This is a genomic window from Streptomyces albus subsp. albus (assembly GCF_000719865.1).
GTDB lineage: Bacteria > Actinomycetota > Actinomycetes > Streptomycetales > Streptomycetaceae > Streptomyces > Streptomyces albus_E.
The window spans coordinates 165,718-178,945 of the sequence record NZ_JOID01000010.1 but is presented as its reverse complement, the minus strand read 5'-3'; the positions used below and the strand labels follow the sequence as shown (position 1 = coordinate 178,945).

The window sequence follows — 13,228 nt, the reverse complement described above, 5'->3', positions numbered from 1 at the left end:
ACCTCGAACAGCCCATCCCCATCACGCATACCAGGATCATCCCGCATGAATGATCACGAGCTACACGCGGGTTGCCCGTTACTGAGACACGCTCCTAGCCGGGGGAGCGGTGACGCCGGAGGCGCGCCGGGGCCCGGCCTCCGGCGCGCCTCCGGCCGTGGTCCCGGGCTCCGGGGGCGGCGGGTGCGGACGGCGCGGATCCCGGCCCCGCGCCCGAGAGCCGGTGAGGGCCCTCGCGCGGCGGACCGCCGGCTTCCGCCCTCGCGGTGAGCCGGCGGTGGATACGGTGATCCGGTGACGGAGACATGGCAGCTCACGGACGCCGGTGTTCTGCGGCTCCCCTCCGGCCGCAGGGTCCGCGGCCGCGGGCTGCGGCGGCCGATTCCGGACGGCCCCGAGCCCACGTACGGCGTATACCTGTTGGGCGGGCGTCCCCCCGAAGTCCCCTGGGAATCGCACTGGTTGCGCTGGCCGGACTTCCGGCTGCCGGCCGACGGGGCCGAGGCGCGGGACGTCCTGCACGCGGCGTGGGCGCGTGCGGGGGACGAGGGCGAGCGCGTCGAGATCGCCTGTGGCGGCGGCCGCGGCCGTACGGGTACGGCGCTGGCCTGCCTCGCCGTCCTGGACGGTGTGCCGGCCGGCCGTGCCGTGGAGTTCGTGCGCCGGGGTTATGACCGTCGCGCCGTGGAGACCCCTTGGCAGCGCCGGTACGTCCGGCGCTTCCCGGCGGCCTGACCCGCGCCTCCGGACCGGCGCCCCGCGCGGGGCCTCCTGCCGGGCACCCGGCGCCCGGCGGTGTGTTCGGCGCGGTGCGTGCGTTCCCCGGTGCGGTGCGGCCGCCCCGCCTCCGGGCGGCGGGCGCCGAGGGGTGCCCGTCCGTCCGTCCCGGCCGGTGCGGCGCGGACCGTGCCCGGGTCAGTCCCGCAGCGCCACGAGGACGTGGCTGTCGCCGAACTGCCAGACGGGTGTGGCGCGGTGGAAGCCCGCCCGCCGCAGCAGCTCCAGGTGGCGGCCCGGCGTCAGACCGTTCCCGTTCCCGTTCGCGGGGCCTTCCCCGGTGCCGTCCCGGCCGGGCGCCGGCCGGTGCCGCTCGCGGCGGCTGAACAGGCCGGCCAGTTCGGGCTCCTGCGCGGCCGCGGCCCACCAGGACGTCCAGTCCTCGTGCCGGCAGGTGCGCCGGCGCTCGGCCCGGAGGCGGCCGACGTGTGCGGTGAGGGCGGCGCAGCGGGGGTCCGCCGGAGGGAAGTGGTCGCCGTTGACCAGGACGCCGCCGGGGCGCAGCAGTGCGGCGAGTTGCCGGTAGGTGCGCAGCAGATCCGCTTCGGAGAGGTAGTGCAGGGCCGTGGTGGAGACGGCCGCGTCGAGCGGGCGGGCGAGGCCGAGGGCGCCGGTCCATCCGTCGTCCCCGATCACGGCCTCCACGTACCGCGCGGTGTCGGCGCGGTGGACCCGGCCGAGCTCCAGCAGCACGGGGTCCATGTCGACGGCGACGATCTCGGCGTGCGGCAGTCGCGCGGCGAGCCTGGCCGCCAGGGAGCCCGGGCCGCAGCCCAGGTCGAGGAGGAGCGGCCGGGGCCGGCCGGCCGTCACCTGCTCGACGACATCGGCGATCACCGTGAACCGCTCCTCGCGATCGGTGGCGTAGTGCTCCTGCTGGTGCTCCCAGCGTTCCACCCACCGCTCGGCTGTCGCCATGCTCACGCCCATTGGTCCGTGCCGCCTCGTGTCGTCTCTCACCGTTCAGAGGCGTACGGTAATCCATAAATGGAAACGGTTTCCATTCGCGTTCAGTTCAGTGTCGCGAGCAGGTCCAGCAGACGGTCCACCTCCTCCGCCGTGTTGTACACGTGCAGGCTGATCCGCACCGAGCCCTCGCGGTCGGCGTGCCCCGCCTGGCACAGGCTGTCCGCCCGCACCATGAAGCCGTGGCTGAACAGGATGAAGCCCAGGTCGTCCGAGGGGATGTCGCGGTGCCGGAAGGTGACGATGCCGTGGCGCCGCCGCACGGTGGAACCGGCGGCGAGGCCGGCCTGGCAGCCGAGGATCTCGTACGGGGGCAGCCGGTGCAGCCGGTCGGTGAGCCGGGCCGTCAGAGCGGTGGTCCAGCGGGCGATCCGGTCCGTGCCCGCGGCGTCCAGCCAGTCGAGAGCGGCCGTCAGGGCGGCGATCCCCACGGTGTTGGGGGTGCCCTGCCAGCCGCCGGGCCGGTACTCCGGGCCGCGCGCGTTGCGGGCCCAGACGGCCCCGGTGCCGGGCAGGGCCAGCGCCTTGTGGCCGGAGAAGACCAGGAAGTCGACGTCGAGGTCCCGCACGGACACGGGCAGATGGCCGACGCTCTGTGCGGCGTCCAGGCAGATCGGCACATCCGGGCCGACCGTCTCCCGGATGCGGCGGATCTCCATGTCGCCGCCGTAGACGTGGTGGACGTGCGTGACGGCGGCGAACCGGGTCCGCGGACCGACCGCCCCGGCCAGTGCCCGGTGGTCGTAGTCCCCGGACACCTCCTGGTACGGCAGGGCGCGCAGACGCACGGTGACGCCCTGGCGCTCCAGCAGCCGCCGCGCCTCCAGCCACGGCTCCAGGTTCGCCCGGTGATCGGCATGGGGGACGAGGATCTCGTCGCCGTCGGCCAGGAGGCCGGTGAGCCAGTCCCGGGCGACGCTCCGCAGCCCTTCCGTGGTGCCGCCGGTGAAGTGGACCCCGGAACTCTCCGGGGCGGGGTCGCCGAGGAACTCCGCGACCCGCCGCCTGGCCCGTTCGACCATCGCCGTCGTCCGGTTGGCCCACGGGTAGGAGCCGCGCCCGGCGTTGGCGTTGGACGTCGTCAGATAGTCGGATACGGCGGCGAGGACGGCCCGGGGCTTCTGCGAGGTGGCCGCGCTGTCGAAGTAGACGAGCTCCGGGTGGCCGGTGATGATGGGGAACTCCTCCCGCAGTTCCCGCTGCCAGCCGCTCAGTTGATTCAGGTCGTCGGGGTTGCCGAGGCCGTTCGGCGTGGCGTCCGGCCGTTCGCCGGGCATGGGCATCAGTCCCGGACCAGCGGGGCGCCGGCGTCCCGCCACGCGACGATGCCGCCGGACAGGCTGCGCACGTCCGGGTGCCCCATGCGGGTGAGCTGCGCGGCGTAGCGGGCGGACTTCTCGCCGACCGGGCAGGCCAGCAGGACGGGTTGCCGGGTGCCGAAGGGCAGGCCGCCGCGGACGAGTTCGTCGAACAGTTCCTCCGGGATGCTGAGGGATCCCTCGATGTGCAGCGTGGCGTACGCCCGCGGTCCGCGCAGATCGATCACCAGCGGCCGCGGGACCCCCTCGCTGATCCACCGCCGGGCCTCGTCGGTCGCGACGCTCCGGGCCTCTGCCCGGATCTCGGCCTCGGTCAGGGCCGCGGCCGAGTTCTTCCGGGGCGGCCGGCCCAGGAGTTCGGGGCGGCGCTGCCGGACGTAGCCGAGATAGCTCTCGGCCCGGTCGCAGACGATGAAGACCGCGGTCCGGCGCTCCTCCGACGGCTCGTCCAGCGCGCGGAGATGGCGGACCGCGCCGTGGTAGGCGGCGCCGCCGGTGGGCCCGGCCAGCAGGCCGCAGCGGCGGATCAGGGTCAGCATGCCGTCGATGGCCTCGTCGGCCGTCACCGGCTCGATGGTGTCGTAGGTCGCGGGGTCGAAGAGGCCTACCTGGTGGACCTCGTCGATGGTGCGGATGCCGGGAATGAAGTCCGACTTGTGCGCGACCAGCCCGAGGACCCGTACCTCCGGGTCGTGTTCGCGCAGCACCCGGACCACCCCGGTCGAGGAACCCGCGGTGCCGACGCAGGCGATGAACCAGTCGGGCGCCCGTCCGTCCAGGTCCTTGACGATCTCCGGCCCGGTGCCCGACACGTGGGCCTCGGTGTTGCGCCGGTTGAAGTACTGGTCGGTGTGGAGATAGGCGTTTCCGGGCCCGGCGAGCGCCTGGTGGAAGCGGGTCAGCGGGTCCTCGGTGTCGGCCGGGTCGAGGCATTCGCTCTGTCCCGGCAGTTCCTCGATCTCCGCGCCCAGCAGCAGGAGCAGCTCCTTGATCTCCGGCACCCGCATGCGGTTGGTGACGCTCTTGAAGCGCAGTCCGTGCATGCCGGCGAGGAGGGCCAGGGCCTTCGCGGTGTTCCCGCTCGACAGCTCCACGACCGTCGCTCCGCGCTCCACCGCGTCGGCGAGGCCGGGCCGTGCCATGTTCCAGGCGGCGCGGTCCTTGACCGAGCCGAAGGGGTTGAGCATCTCCAGCTTGGCGTACAGGTCGATGTGGCGCAGTCCGTGCACCGCCGGGTCGATGCGCACCAGCGGTGTGTTGCCGATGGCCTCGGTGATGCTGTCGTACCTCATGACGTCGGTCCCCCCGTTCCCGTGATCGGCCAGTAGTCCTCGTCCGGGCACCAGCGCCAGGAGGCGCCGTCCCGGGTGACGGCGACGGTGCGGGCGGCCGGCTGCCGCTGGGCCCGGTGGGCGCGGAAGTCCATCGCGTAGCCCGCGGTGTTGGCGAACGCCAGCAGATCGCCGGGGCGGGGCCGCCGGGGCAGGAACACCTTCCGGCGGGTGATGAGGTCGGCCTCCAGGCAGAGGTTCCCGGCCAGGTAGACGCCGACGGGCCCGTCGTCCCCGGCTCGTTCCATGGGATCCACCGCGGGCGGGCGGGAGAGGAGGATCGGATCGACGAGGACGCCGTGCTCCTCCAGGCTCATGTCCCCGGCGTTCATGCCGAGGCGTACCAGGAGGTCGCCGGAGTCGTGGCCGGTGGGGCGGACGTCGGTCACCCGTGCCAGTGACAGCCCGCACTGGTCGGCGAGCGCGCGACCCGGTTCGCAGACGAGGTCGTAGAGGTGTTCCAGGAGGAGGGTGGCCAGGGGGCGTCCCGAGGCCGGTGCGGGATGGGAGAGGAGTTCACCGAGGTATCCGGGCCCGGCGGTGGGGCGGTGGGCCGGATAGAGCGCGAGCGACCCGCGGAGCGTGCCGCCCTCGTTGCGCAGGCCGTAGCCGTGGCCGCGCCAGGTCAGGGCGGGGCGGGTGCCCAGCACCGCGTTGGCCAGCTCGGTCGTGTACCGCTCCCACTGGCCGGCTTCCGCGACATAGCCGACCCCGAACCCGCCGCCGATGTCGATGACGCGCGGATCCAGGCCGCGGGCGCGGCACTCGTCCATGACGGCGACGCACTGTTCCAGGGCGGCGGCCTTCTCCGCGAGGCCGGTGGTGTCCAGGTGGTAGGCGACACCGGTCAGCCGGACGGCGTCCCGGTGCCGTTCGACCGCGTCGAGGACGGCGCCGGTCTCCCGCAGGGGTGAGCCGAAACGGCTGGGACGGGACAGCGCCCTCACTCCGGAGACGCCCGGCCCGGTCGCCGTCTCGAACGCCGACAGCCGCAGCAGGACGTCGGTCCGGGGGAGGGTGTACTTCCGGATCAGATCGGCGAGTTGGCCGAGTTCGGTGGGGGAGTCGAGGTTGACGGTGGCGCCGGTGCGGGCGGCGAGCCACAGGAACTCCGGGTCCTTCGGCCCGGTGGCCATGATCCGGTCCGGGGTGAGGCCGGAGGCGAGGGCGTGCCGCAGCTCGCCGAGCGAGGCGACGTCGATCCCCGTCGCGGCGTCGGCCGCCGCCAGCCGGCGGACCAGGGAACCGGACCGGTTCGCCTTGTGCGCGAAGTACACCCGCCCGCTGAGCCGGTGCGCGCGGTAGACGCCGCGGAAGCGGTCGGCGTTCTCCGCGATCCGGTCGGGGAGCAGCAGATTGAGCGGGGAGCCGAGGGCGTCGGCGAGGGAGTGCAGAAAAGGTGCGTCCGCCAGCAGCGAGCTGAGCGGTGGCTCCAGTCGTGGTTGCAGATATAAGGGCACGCGCACGACTGAGACCCCTCCCCGTGACCGGCGGCGTCGCCGGCGACCGGCCGGCGCCGCCGGGGCGCCGCCGGTCGCTCGGGCAACCGTACGGGAATCATCATGTCCGGCGACATCTGCCTTTAAGCCACGGCTTACCCGGCAGGGTCAACTGTGCTAAAGGCTGCGGGTGTTGATGCCTCCGGTGCCGGGTGCCCCCCGGGGCCGGGTGCCCGGGCCGTCGAAGGGGCCGTCGGCGCAAGCCGTCAGTGGGGGGTCTTCCCGGGGCTGGGGACCGTGGTGGCAGGCACCGGGGCGTCCAGAGCGTTCGTCCGTGTCTCGCGCGTCCGCCACACGGTGAGCGCGGTGATCGCCGCACCGCAGCACAGCAGCAGGGAGACCGGTGTGCTGCTGCCGCCGGAGGAGGCGAGGAGGCTGCTGGCGATGAGCGGGGAGAAGCCGGCGCCGATCAGCGTCGCGCCCTGGTAGCCGAGGGAGGCGCCGGTGTAGCGGACGCGGGTGCCGAACATCTCGCTGAGCAGGGCGCCGAGAGGTGCGTACATCAGCGACTGGGCTATCCCGTGGCCGAGGACGAGGGCGAGGATCAGCAGGCCGGGGGAGCCGGAGTCCACCAGGGCGAGGACGGGGAACGCGAGCACGGCGGAGGCGAGGGCCCCGGCCAGGACCACGGGGCGGCGGCCGACCCGGTCCGACAGGGCGGAGGCCGCCGGCAGCACGAGCAGGGCCGTGCACGAGGCCAGAGTGACGCCGGTGAGGACCTGCGGACGGCTGTAGCCCTGGCCGACGGCGTAGGAGATCATGAAACTGGCCAGCAGCGACTGGGCGGTGAACGCGCCGATGCCGATGCCCGCCGCGCGCAGCACCGGAGCGGGGCGGCGGAGCACCTCCACGACCGGCGGCCGTGCGGCGGGCTCCTTCTTCGCTTCGGCGAACAGCGGGCTCTCCGCGACCTTCAGCCGGACGAACAGGCCGAGGGCCAGCAGCGCGATGCTGAGCAGGAACGGCACCCGCCAGCCCCAGGAGCGGAAGTCGTCGTCAGGCAGCACGGAGACCAGCGTGACCACGCCCGCCGAGAGGACCGAGCCGAGCGGAGCCCCGAGCTGGGTGGCGCTCGACCAGAGGCCGCGCCGTGAACTCTGGGTCCGCTCGGCGTGCTCGACGACCATCAGGGTCGCGCCGCCCCACTCCCCGCCGATGGCGAGGCCCTGCACCACGCGCAGGGTGACCAGCAGGACGGGCGCCCACACGCCGATCGTGTCGTAGGTGGGCAGGACGCCGATGAGGAAGCTGGCGACGCCCATCAAGGTCATGGTCAGCAGCATCATCGACTTGCGGCCCATCCGGTCACCGAAGTGGCCGAAGACGATGCCGCCCAGCGGGCGGGCCACATAACCCGCGGCGAAGGTGCCGAAGGCCGCGATGGTGCCGACCGCGGGGTCGGCGCCGGGGAAGAACAGGCTGCCGAAGACCAGCGCGGCGAGCGTTCCGTAGACGAGGAAGTCGTAGAACTCGATGGCCGTGCCGAGCATGCTCGACAGGGCCACGCGGCGCAACTGGCGCTGGTCTGCGGATGTTTGACGGGCGGAGGGAGAGGCGGGGGACGGCTGCACGGTGAGCTCCTGGGGGCTGGGGCGGGGCCGATGCCCGAGGAACCTAGGCAGCAATCTCATGCTCGTCAATCATTTGCACAACATTATTCGAGCCGGTCCTCGGCCAGGCGCAGGAGCAGGCCGTGCAGCAGTTCCCGCTCGGCCGCGGTGAGCGGAGTCAGCAGGTCGCTCGTCACCCGCGTACTCGCCTCGTCGCTGTCGCGGAGGAAGGCGCGGCCCTCGTCCGTGAGCACCACGATCCGGCTGCGCCGGTCCTCGGGGGACGGCCGGCGCTCCGCCAGGCGCAGCTTCTCCAGGTCGTCGACCAGCCCGACGATCGCGCTGGGGTCGTAGCCGAGCCGGGTGCTCAGCTCCCGCTGGAGGGCGCCCTCGCACGTCGCCAGGAAGCGCAGCAGCGCGTAATGGCGCAGGCGCAGCCCCGACTTCTGCAGGGAGGCGTTGAACAGCTGCCCCGAGCGCAGGCCCAGGCGGTACAGCAGATAGCCCGTGTCCGCGTGCAGTGCGCGCATCCACGGTTCGTGCGCGTCGATCGGGGCGCCGGCGGGGTTCTCGGTGTGCGGCTGGCGGGTGATGGCGGACTCCCGGGTCGAAAAGCGTGCGGCGTGTGCGAGAGCAGTCTCGCGCACCATGCCGAGTGGGAGCAACTATTGACGTCAACAATCATTGCTCTTAGCTTCGATCGCGACGTCGCCGCGTCTCCACACCCCGTGTCACTCCGTGAAGGGACTCGCCTGTGCACATGATCGATCTGAGCGGAAAGGCCGCCGTCGTCACCGGCAGCGGCCGGGGCCTGGGCCTGGCCTACGCGCGGGCTCTGGCCGCCCACGGCGCCTCCGTGGTCGTCAACGACATCGACGCGGGCGTGGCCGGGGAGGCCGTCGAGTCCATCACCGGGGCGGGCGGCACCGCCGTGGCCGAGGCCGTCGCGGTCGGTACGGCCGAGGCCGCCGACCGGCTGGTGAACCGGGCGGTGGCCGAGTTCGGCCGGCTGGACATCCTCGTCACCAACGCGGGCATCCTGCGCGACAAGGTGCTGTGGAAGATGACCGACGACGACTTCGACGCGGTGCTCACCACCCATCTGAAGGGCACCTTCACCTGCGCCCGGGCCGCCGCCGTCCGTATGCGCGAACAGGGCGGGGGCGGCACGCTGATCCTGGTCGGCTCCCCGGCCGGGCAGCGCGGCAACTTCGGCCAGACCAACTACGCCGCAGCCAAGGCCGGCATCGCCGCCATGGCCCGCACCTGGTCCATGGAGCTGGCCCGCGCCGGCATCACCGTCAACGCGATCGTGCCCGTCGCCGCCACGGCGATGACCGAGACCATCCCCGCCTTCGCCCCGTACATCGAGGCCATGAGGAACGGCGCACCGCTGCCCGGGTTCCTGCGCAAGGGGGAGGGCTTCGGCACCCCCGAGGACTGCGCCGTCCTCGTCCCCTTCCTCGCCTCCGAGGCCGCCCGGGACGTGACCGGCCAGTGCATCGGCATCGGCGGCGACCGGGTGACGCTCTGGTCCCACCCCCGGGAGGTCAGGGCCGCCTACGCCGACGGCGGCTGGCGCCCCGAGACGCTGGCCGAGGCCTGGCACACGTCGGTCGGCGCCGAACCCGAGACCGTCGGCATCCCCGCACCCAGGGTCCCGGAGGCGTGATGAACGTCGGAGAACTGGCCGCGATCGACGTCCACACGCACGCCGAGGTGTCCTCGAAGGGACACGCGTCCCTGGACGACGACCTGCACGACGCCTCCGCCGCCTACTTCAAGGTCGAGGGCAAGCGGAAGCCGACCCTTGAGGAGACGGCCGCGTACTACCGCGAGCGGAAGATGGCCGCCGTGATCTTCACGGTGGACGCCGAGTCCGCCACCGGCACCGAACCGGTCCCCAACGAGGAGGTCGCCGAGGCCGCCGCCGCCAACGCGGACGTGCTGATCCCCTTCGCCTCCATCGACCCCTTCCGCGGCAGGGCGGGCGTGCGGCAGGCCCGCCGCCTGGTGGAGGAGTACGGGGTGAGGGGTTTCAAGTTCCACCCCAGCATCCAGGGCTTCTTCCCCAACGACCGCGCGCTGGCCTACGCCTTGTACGAGGTCATCGAGGAGACGGGGACGATCGCCCTGTTCCACACCGGGCAGACCGGCATCGGCGCCGGCGTCCCCGGCGGGGGCGGCATCCGTCTGAAGTACTCCAACCCGCTGCACGTGGACGACGTGGCCGCCGACTTCCCGCATCTGAAGATCATCCTCGCGCACCCGTCCTTCCCCTGGCAGGACGAGGCCCTCGCCGTCGCCACGCACAAACCGGGGGTGCACATCGACCTGTCCGGCTGGTCGCCCAAGTACTTCCCGCCGCAGCTCGTGCAGTACGCCAATACCCTGCTCCGGGACAAGGTCCTCTTCGGCTCCGACTTCCCCGTCCTCACCCCCGACCGCTGGCTCGCCGACTTCGCGAAGCTGGCGATCAAGGACGAGGTCAGGCCGAAGATCCTCAAGGAGAACGCCGCCCGCCTGCTCGGGCTCACCACACCGTGAAGGGGCACCCCATGTGCTCTCCCCCGTGCTCTCCCCGACGCTGTGTCCCGCGCCCCGCCCCGCACGACGACGGACGGGGGCGTACCGATGCGCAATGAGGGACTGGGGTCCTGGCCGGCCCGCCGGGCCCGCAAGACCCCGCACCGCCCCGCACTCGTCCACGACGACGCCACCCTCACCTACGCGGACCTGCACTCCCGCACCACCCGCCTCGCCCACGCCCTGCGCGCCCGGGGCGTCCGGCGCGGCGACCGCGTCGCCTACCTCGGCCCCAACCACCCCTCCTACCTGGAGACGCTGTTCGCCGCCGGCCTCCTCGGCGCGGTCTTCGTCCCCCTCAACGCCCGCCTGGCCGGCCCCGAGATCGCTTACCAGCTCGCCGACTCCGGCGCCGCGGCGCTCGTCCACAGCCCGTCACTCGCCGGGCTGGTCGCGGGGCTGCCGGAGGACACCGGCGTCCGGACGTACGTCGAGATCGGGCCGGAGTACGAGCGGACCCTGGCCGCCGGCTCCACCGAGGCCGTCGACGAGCCCGTCACCCTCGACGACACCTGCATCATCATGTACACCTCGGGAACGACGGGCCGCCCCAAGGGCGCGATGCTCACCCACGGCAACCTGACGTGGAACGCGGTCAACGTCCTCGTCGACCAGGACCTGACCGCCGGCGAGCGCGCCCTCGTCTCCGCCCCGCTCTTCCACACCGCGGGGCTGAACATGCTGACGCTCCCGGTGCTGCTCAAGGGCGGCACCTGTGTCCTCACCGACGGGTTCGACCCGGGTGCCGCGCTGGACCTCGTCGAACGGCACGCGATCACCTTCATGTTCGGCGTACCGGCCATGTTCGACCAGATGGCCCGGCACCCGGGGTGGGCCGGCGCCGACCTCTCCAGCCTGCGCCTCCTCACCTGCGGCGGCTCTCCCGTGCCGATCCCGCTGATCACCGCGTACCAGGAGCGGGGGCTCACCTTCCTCCAGGGCTACGGGATGACCGAGGCCGCCCCCGGAACCCTGTTCCTGGACGCCGAACACGCCGTGAGCAAGGCCGGATCGGCCGGCGTACCGCACTTCTTCAGCGACGTGCGGGTCGTCCGGACGGACCTCGCCCCCGTCGACGCGGGCGAGACCGGGGAGATCGTCGTCCGGGGACCCCACGTCATGCCCGGGTACTGGGGACTGCCCGAGGAGACCGCCGCGGTCTTCACGGACGGCTGGTTCCGCAGCGGGGACGCGGCCCGCGTCGACGAGGACGGCTACGTCTACGTCGTCGACCGCCTCAAGGACATGATCATCTCGGGCGGGGAGAACGTCTACCCCGCCGAGATCGAGAACCTGCTGCTCGCCCACCCCGGCATCGCCGAATGCGCCGTGATCGGCGTGGCCGACGAGAAGTGGGGCGAGGTGCCGCGGGCGGTGGTCGTCCCGCGCGAAGGAGCCGTCCTCGACCCCGGGGAGGTGCTCGGCTCCCTGGCCGGGCGGCTCGCCCGGTACAAGATCCCCAAGTCCGTGGTGATCGCGGACGAACTCCCGCGCACCGCCTCCGGAAAGCTCCTCAAACCGCAGGTGCGCTCCCGTTTCGGCGACCAACCCGCCCCCGACGTCAAGGACACCCCATGAGCATCACCGTCAACGGTCTCGGCGAACTGAAGAAGCTGGCCGGCAGCGACCTGGGCACCAGTGAGTGGATCGAGGTCACCCAGGAGCGGATCGACACCTTCGCCGACGCCACCGGCGACCACCAGTGGATCCACGTCGACCCGGAGAAGGCCAAGGACGGCCCCTTCGGCGCGCCCATCGCACACGGCTATCTGACCCTCTCCCTCTTCATCCCGCTCTTCACCGAACTGCTCGACGTCCAAGGCGTGACGACGAAGGTCAACTACGGCCTCGACAAGGTGCGCTTCCCCTCCCCGGTGCGGGCCGGTTCGCGCATCCGCCTGGCCGGCCGCCTGGCGGACGTGACGGACGTGACGGACGTGACGGGCGGGGTGCAGATCACCGTCGAGGGCACGATCGAGATCGAGGGAGGCGCGAAGCCGGCCGCGGTGCTGCAGAGCCTGTCGCGGTTCTACGCCTGAGCGGGCCGTACGGGGACGAGGTCGAGCAGACGTTCCGCGGCGGTGTTCGCGAGCGGGGCGAGCCGGTCGTGCACGGTCCGGAACGTCTTCTCGGCCGCGTCGGCGGGCCAGTCGTCCGGCAGGTGCACGACCGGCAGCCGCGGGTCCCGGCGGATGATCCGCAGCCACTCCGTCTGCAGGACCAGCCGCAGGGCGAGCGCGTCGTCGGCCTCGGGCAGCTCGGCCTGCCACTTCTCCCAGCGCCGGGCGAACGCCTCATAGCGTGCCGCCAGTCCGGACAGCTCCCAGGTCTCCTCGATCATCATGCCGACGTCCGTGCCGGCGACGGCGTGCGCGTGGAAGACCTTCACGTGGGCGGCGAGGCCCAACTCGTCGACCAGGTCCGACACATCCACCTCGCCGGGGGCGATCCACAGTCCGTTGAACAGCGGACCGAAGCCGCTCCAGGTCAGTTTCGAGCGCAGGTCGTGCCGTTGGCGCTGCCAGGAGTCCGGCAGGGAGAAACCGAGCAGCGTCCAGGTGCCGTCCCACTGCCGGTTGACCGCGCCGGTCTGCCAAATGCGCCGCTCGCCGTCGCGCAGCACGGTGGCCGAGTGCTCGGTCAGCCCGAAGTACATCCTGCGGCCCTCGCGCTGGCGGCGCAGCAGGCCGCGGTTCACCATGCGGGTCAGGGTGGAGCGCGTGGCCTGTTCGCTGACGCCGGCCCGGGCGAAGACATCGATGACGCTGCCGGAGTACACGCACACGTCCCGCCCGAGGACCTGGTCGCCGAGGAACGTCAGCATCAGGGACTGCGGTCGCAGCGACTCTTCTCCGGTCACACGTCCCACCGTACGCCTGCGCCGATCAGCACGTCAGGCCCGGTCGGCGAAACGCGTGCGCGGTGGCCGTCCACGGGACCGGAGCGGCGGCCGGGAATCACCGGGCTCCGCCTCGCCGTCCTGGCCGGCTGCGGCGTACCGGCCGGGTCTGCTGTGGAGTTCGTACGCCCGGGCGGTGACCGGTGCGCCGTGCGGACGCTTCGCCGCGAGCGGGTCCAATCGGTGGGCCCGGGGCCGGAAACGTGAGGGCGGCGGTGCGGGGGAACCCGTGCACCGAAACGCCGATCGTCTACCACTGGGGGTGCCTGATTGTGTCGCCCGGCTATACGGACCCCCCGCT

The 13,228-nt window shown here is 72.6% G+C and carries 12 protein-coding genes; 5 read left to right on the top strand and 7 right to left on the bottom strand.

Features of this window, described 5'->3' with window-relative positions:
* The first annotated feature begins 294 nt into the window (after positions 1–294).
* Positions 295–735, top strand: coding sequence for a protein-tyrosine phosphatase family protein (locus IF83_RS0112835; RefSeq protein WP_030544263.1), 441 nt, complete (start codon positions 295–297; stop codon positions 733–735).
* A gap of 180 nt (positions 736–915) precedes the next feature.
* Here the strand turns inward: IF83_RS0112835 and IF83_RS0112830 are convergent, their stop codons facing one another.
* The 6 genes from IF83_RS0112830 to IF83_RS0112805 all read right to left on the bottom strand — a co-directional run bounded on the left by IF83_RS0112830 (position 916) and on the right by IF83_RS0112805 (position 8,092).
* A complete protein-coding gene (locus tag IF83_RS0112830; protein WP_030544262.1) occupies positions 916–1,707 on the bottom strand; it encodes a class I SAM-dependent methyltransferase in 792 nt (263 codons plus the stop codon).
* Positions 1,708–1,787: 80 nt separating this feature from the next.
* The gene (locus tag IF83_RS0112825) at positions 1,788–3,020 is read right to left on the bottom strand and encodes an aminotransferase class V-fold PLP-dependent enzyme (protein WP_030544261.1); all 1,233 of its coding nucleotides are present in this window, start codon (positions 3,018–3,020) and stop codon (positions 1,788–1,790) included.
* A gap of 5 nt (positions 3,021–3,025) precedes the next feature.
* A complete protein-coding gene (locus tag IF83_RS0112820; RefSeq protein WP_030544260.1) occupies positions 3,026–4,354 on the bottom strand; it encodes a pyridoxal-phosphate dependent enzyme in 1,329 nt (442 codons plus the stop codon).
* Positions 4,351–5,859: a Y4yA family PLP-dependent enzyme gene (locus tag IF83_RS0112815; RefSeq protein ID WP_244177031.1), complete on the bottom strand. Its 1,509-nt coding sequence runs from the start codon at positions 5,857–5,859 to the stop codon at positions 4,351–4,353. The genes IF83_RS0112820 and IF83_RS0112815 overlap by 4 nt, the downstream gene beginning before the upstream one ends.
* A gap of 239 nt (positions 5,860–6,098) precedes the next feature.
* Positions 6,099–7,463, bottom strand: coding sequence for an MFS transporter (locus IF83_RS0112810; RefSeq protein WP_030544258.1), 1,365 nt, complete (start codon positions 7,461–7,463; stop codon positions 6,099–6,101).
* An 83-nt stretch (positions 7,464–7,546) separates the two neighbouring features.
* Positions 7,547–8,092 carry a MarR family winged helix-turn-helix transcriptional regulator gene (locus tag IF83_RS0112805; protein ID WP_394297321.1) on the bottom strand — a complete coding sequence of 182 codons (546 nt, stop codon included), beginning with the start codon at positions 8,090–8,092 and terminating at the stop codon, positions 7,547–7,549.
* Positions 8,093–8,196: 104 nt separating this feature from the next.
* Between IF83_RS0112805 and IF83_RS0112800 the strand changes: the two genes are divergently transcribed.
* The 4 genes from IF83_RS0112800 (at position 8,197) to IF83_RS0112785 (ending at position 12,067) form a co-directional block, all read left to right on the top strand.
* Positions 8,197–9,114 carry an SDR family NAD(P)-dependent oxidoreductase gene (locus IF83_RS0112800; RefSeq protein ID WP_107046754.1) on the top strand — a complete coding sequence of 306 codons (918 nt, stop codon included), beginning with the start codon at positions 8,197–8,199 and terminating at the stop codon, positions 9,112–9,114.
* The gene (locus IF83_RS0112795) at positions 9,114–9,989 is read left to right on the top strand and encodes an amidohydrolase family protein (RefSeq protein ID WP_030544255.1); all 876 of its coding nucleotides are present in this window, start codon (positions 9,114–9,116) and stop codon (positions 9,987–9,989) included. The genes IF83_RS0112800 and IF83_RS0112795 overlap by 1 nt, the downstream gene beginning before the upstream one ends.
* Positions 9,990–10,076: 87 nt before the next feature.
* On the top strand, positions 10,077–11,606 hold the full coding sequence (locus IF83_RS0112790; RefSeq protein WP_030544254.1) for an acyl-CoA synthetase: 1,530 nt from the start codon (positions 10,077–10,079) through the stop codon (positions 11,604–11,606).
* Complete coding sequence (locus tag IF83_RS0112785) at positions 11,603–12,067, top strand: MaoC family dehydratase (RefSeq protein WP_030544253.1); 465 nt, start codon at positions 11,603–11,605, stop codon at positions 12,065–12,067. Before IF83_RS0112790 ends, IF83_RS0112785 begins: the two co-directional genes overlap by 4 nt.
* On the opposite strand, the gene IF83_RS0112780 is transcribed toward IF83_RS0112785, so the two are convergent.
* Positions 12,058–12,888 (bottom strand): PaaX family transcriptional regulator, encoded by an 831-nt coding sequence (locus IF83_RS0112780; RefSeq protein WP_030544252.1) that lies wholly within the window; start codon positions 12,886–12,888, stop codon positions 12,058–12,060. The two genes, IF83_RS0112785 and IF83_RS0112780, sit on opposite strands and share 10 nt — an antisense overlap.
* Between the last annotated feature and the right edge of the window lie 340 nt (positions 12,889–13,228).

Coding starts and splice junctions, on each gene's coding strand:
- IF83_RS0112830 (WP_030544262.1), bottom strand. CDS start 1,707: ATGGGCGTGAGCATGGCGACAGCCGAGCGGTGGGTGGAACGCTGGGAG.
- IF83_RS0112805 (WP_394297321.1), bottom strand. CDS start 8,092: ATGGTGCGCGAGACTGCTCTCGCACACGCCGCACGCTTTTCGACCCGG.
- IF83_RS0112825 (WP_030544261.1), bottom strand. CDS start 3,020: ATGCCCGGCGAACGGCCGGACGCCACGCCGAACGGCCTCGGCAACCCC.
- IF83_RS0112795 (WP_030544255.1), top strand. CDS start 9,114: ATGAACGTCGGAGAACTGGCCGCGATCGACGTCCACACGCACGCCGAG.
- IF83_RS0112820 (WP_030544260.1), bottom strand. CDS start 4,354: ATGAGGTACGACAGCATCACCGAGGCCATCGGCAACACACCGCTGGTG.
- IF83_RS0112790 (WP_030544254.1), top strand. CDS start 10,077: ATGCGCAATGAGGGACTGGGGTCCTGGCCGGCCCGCCGGGCCCGCAAG.
- IF83_RS0112785 (WP_030544253.1), top strand. CDS start 11,603: ATGAGCATCACCGTCAACGGTCTCGGCGAACTGAAGAAGCTGGCCGGC.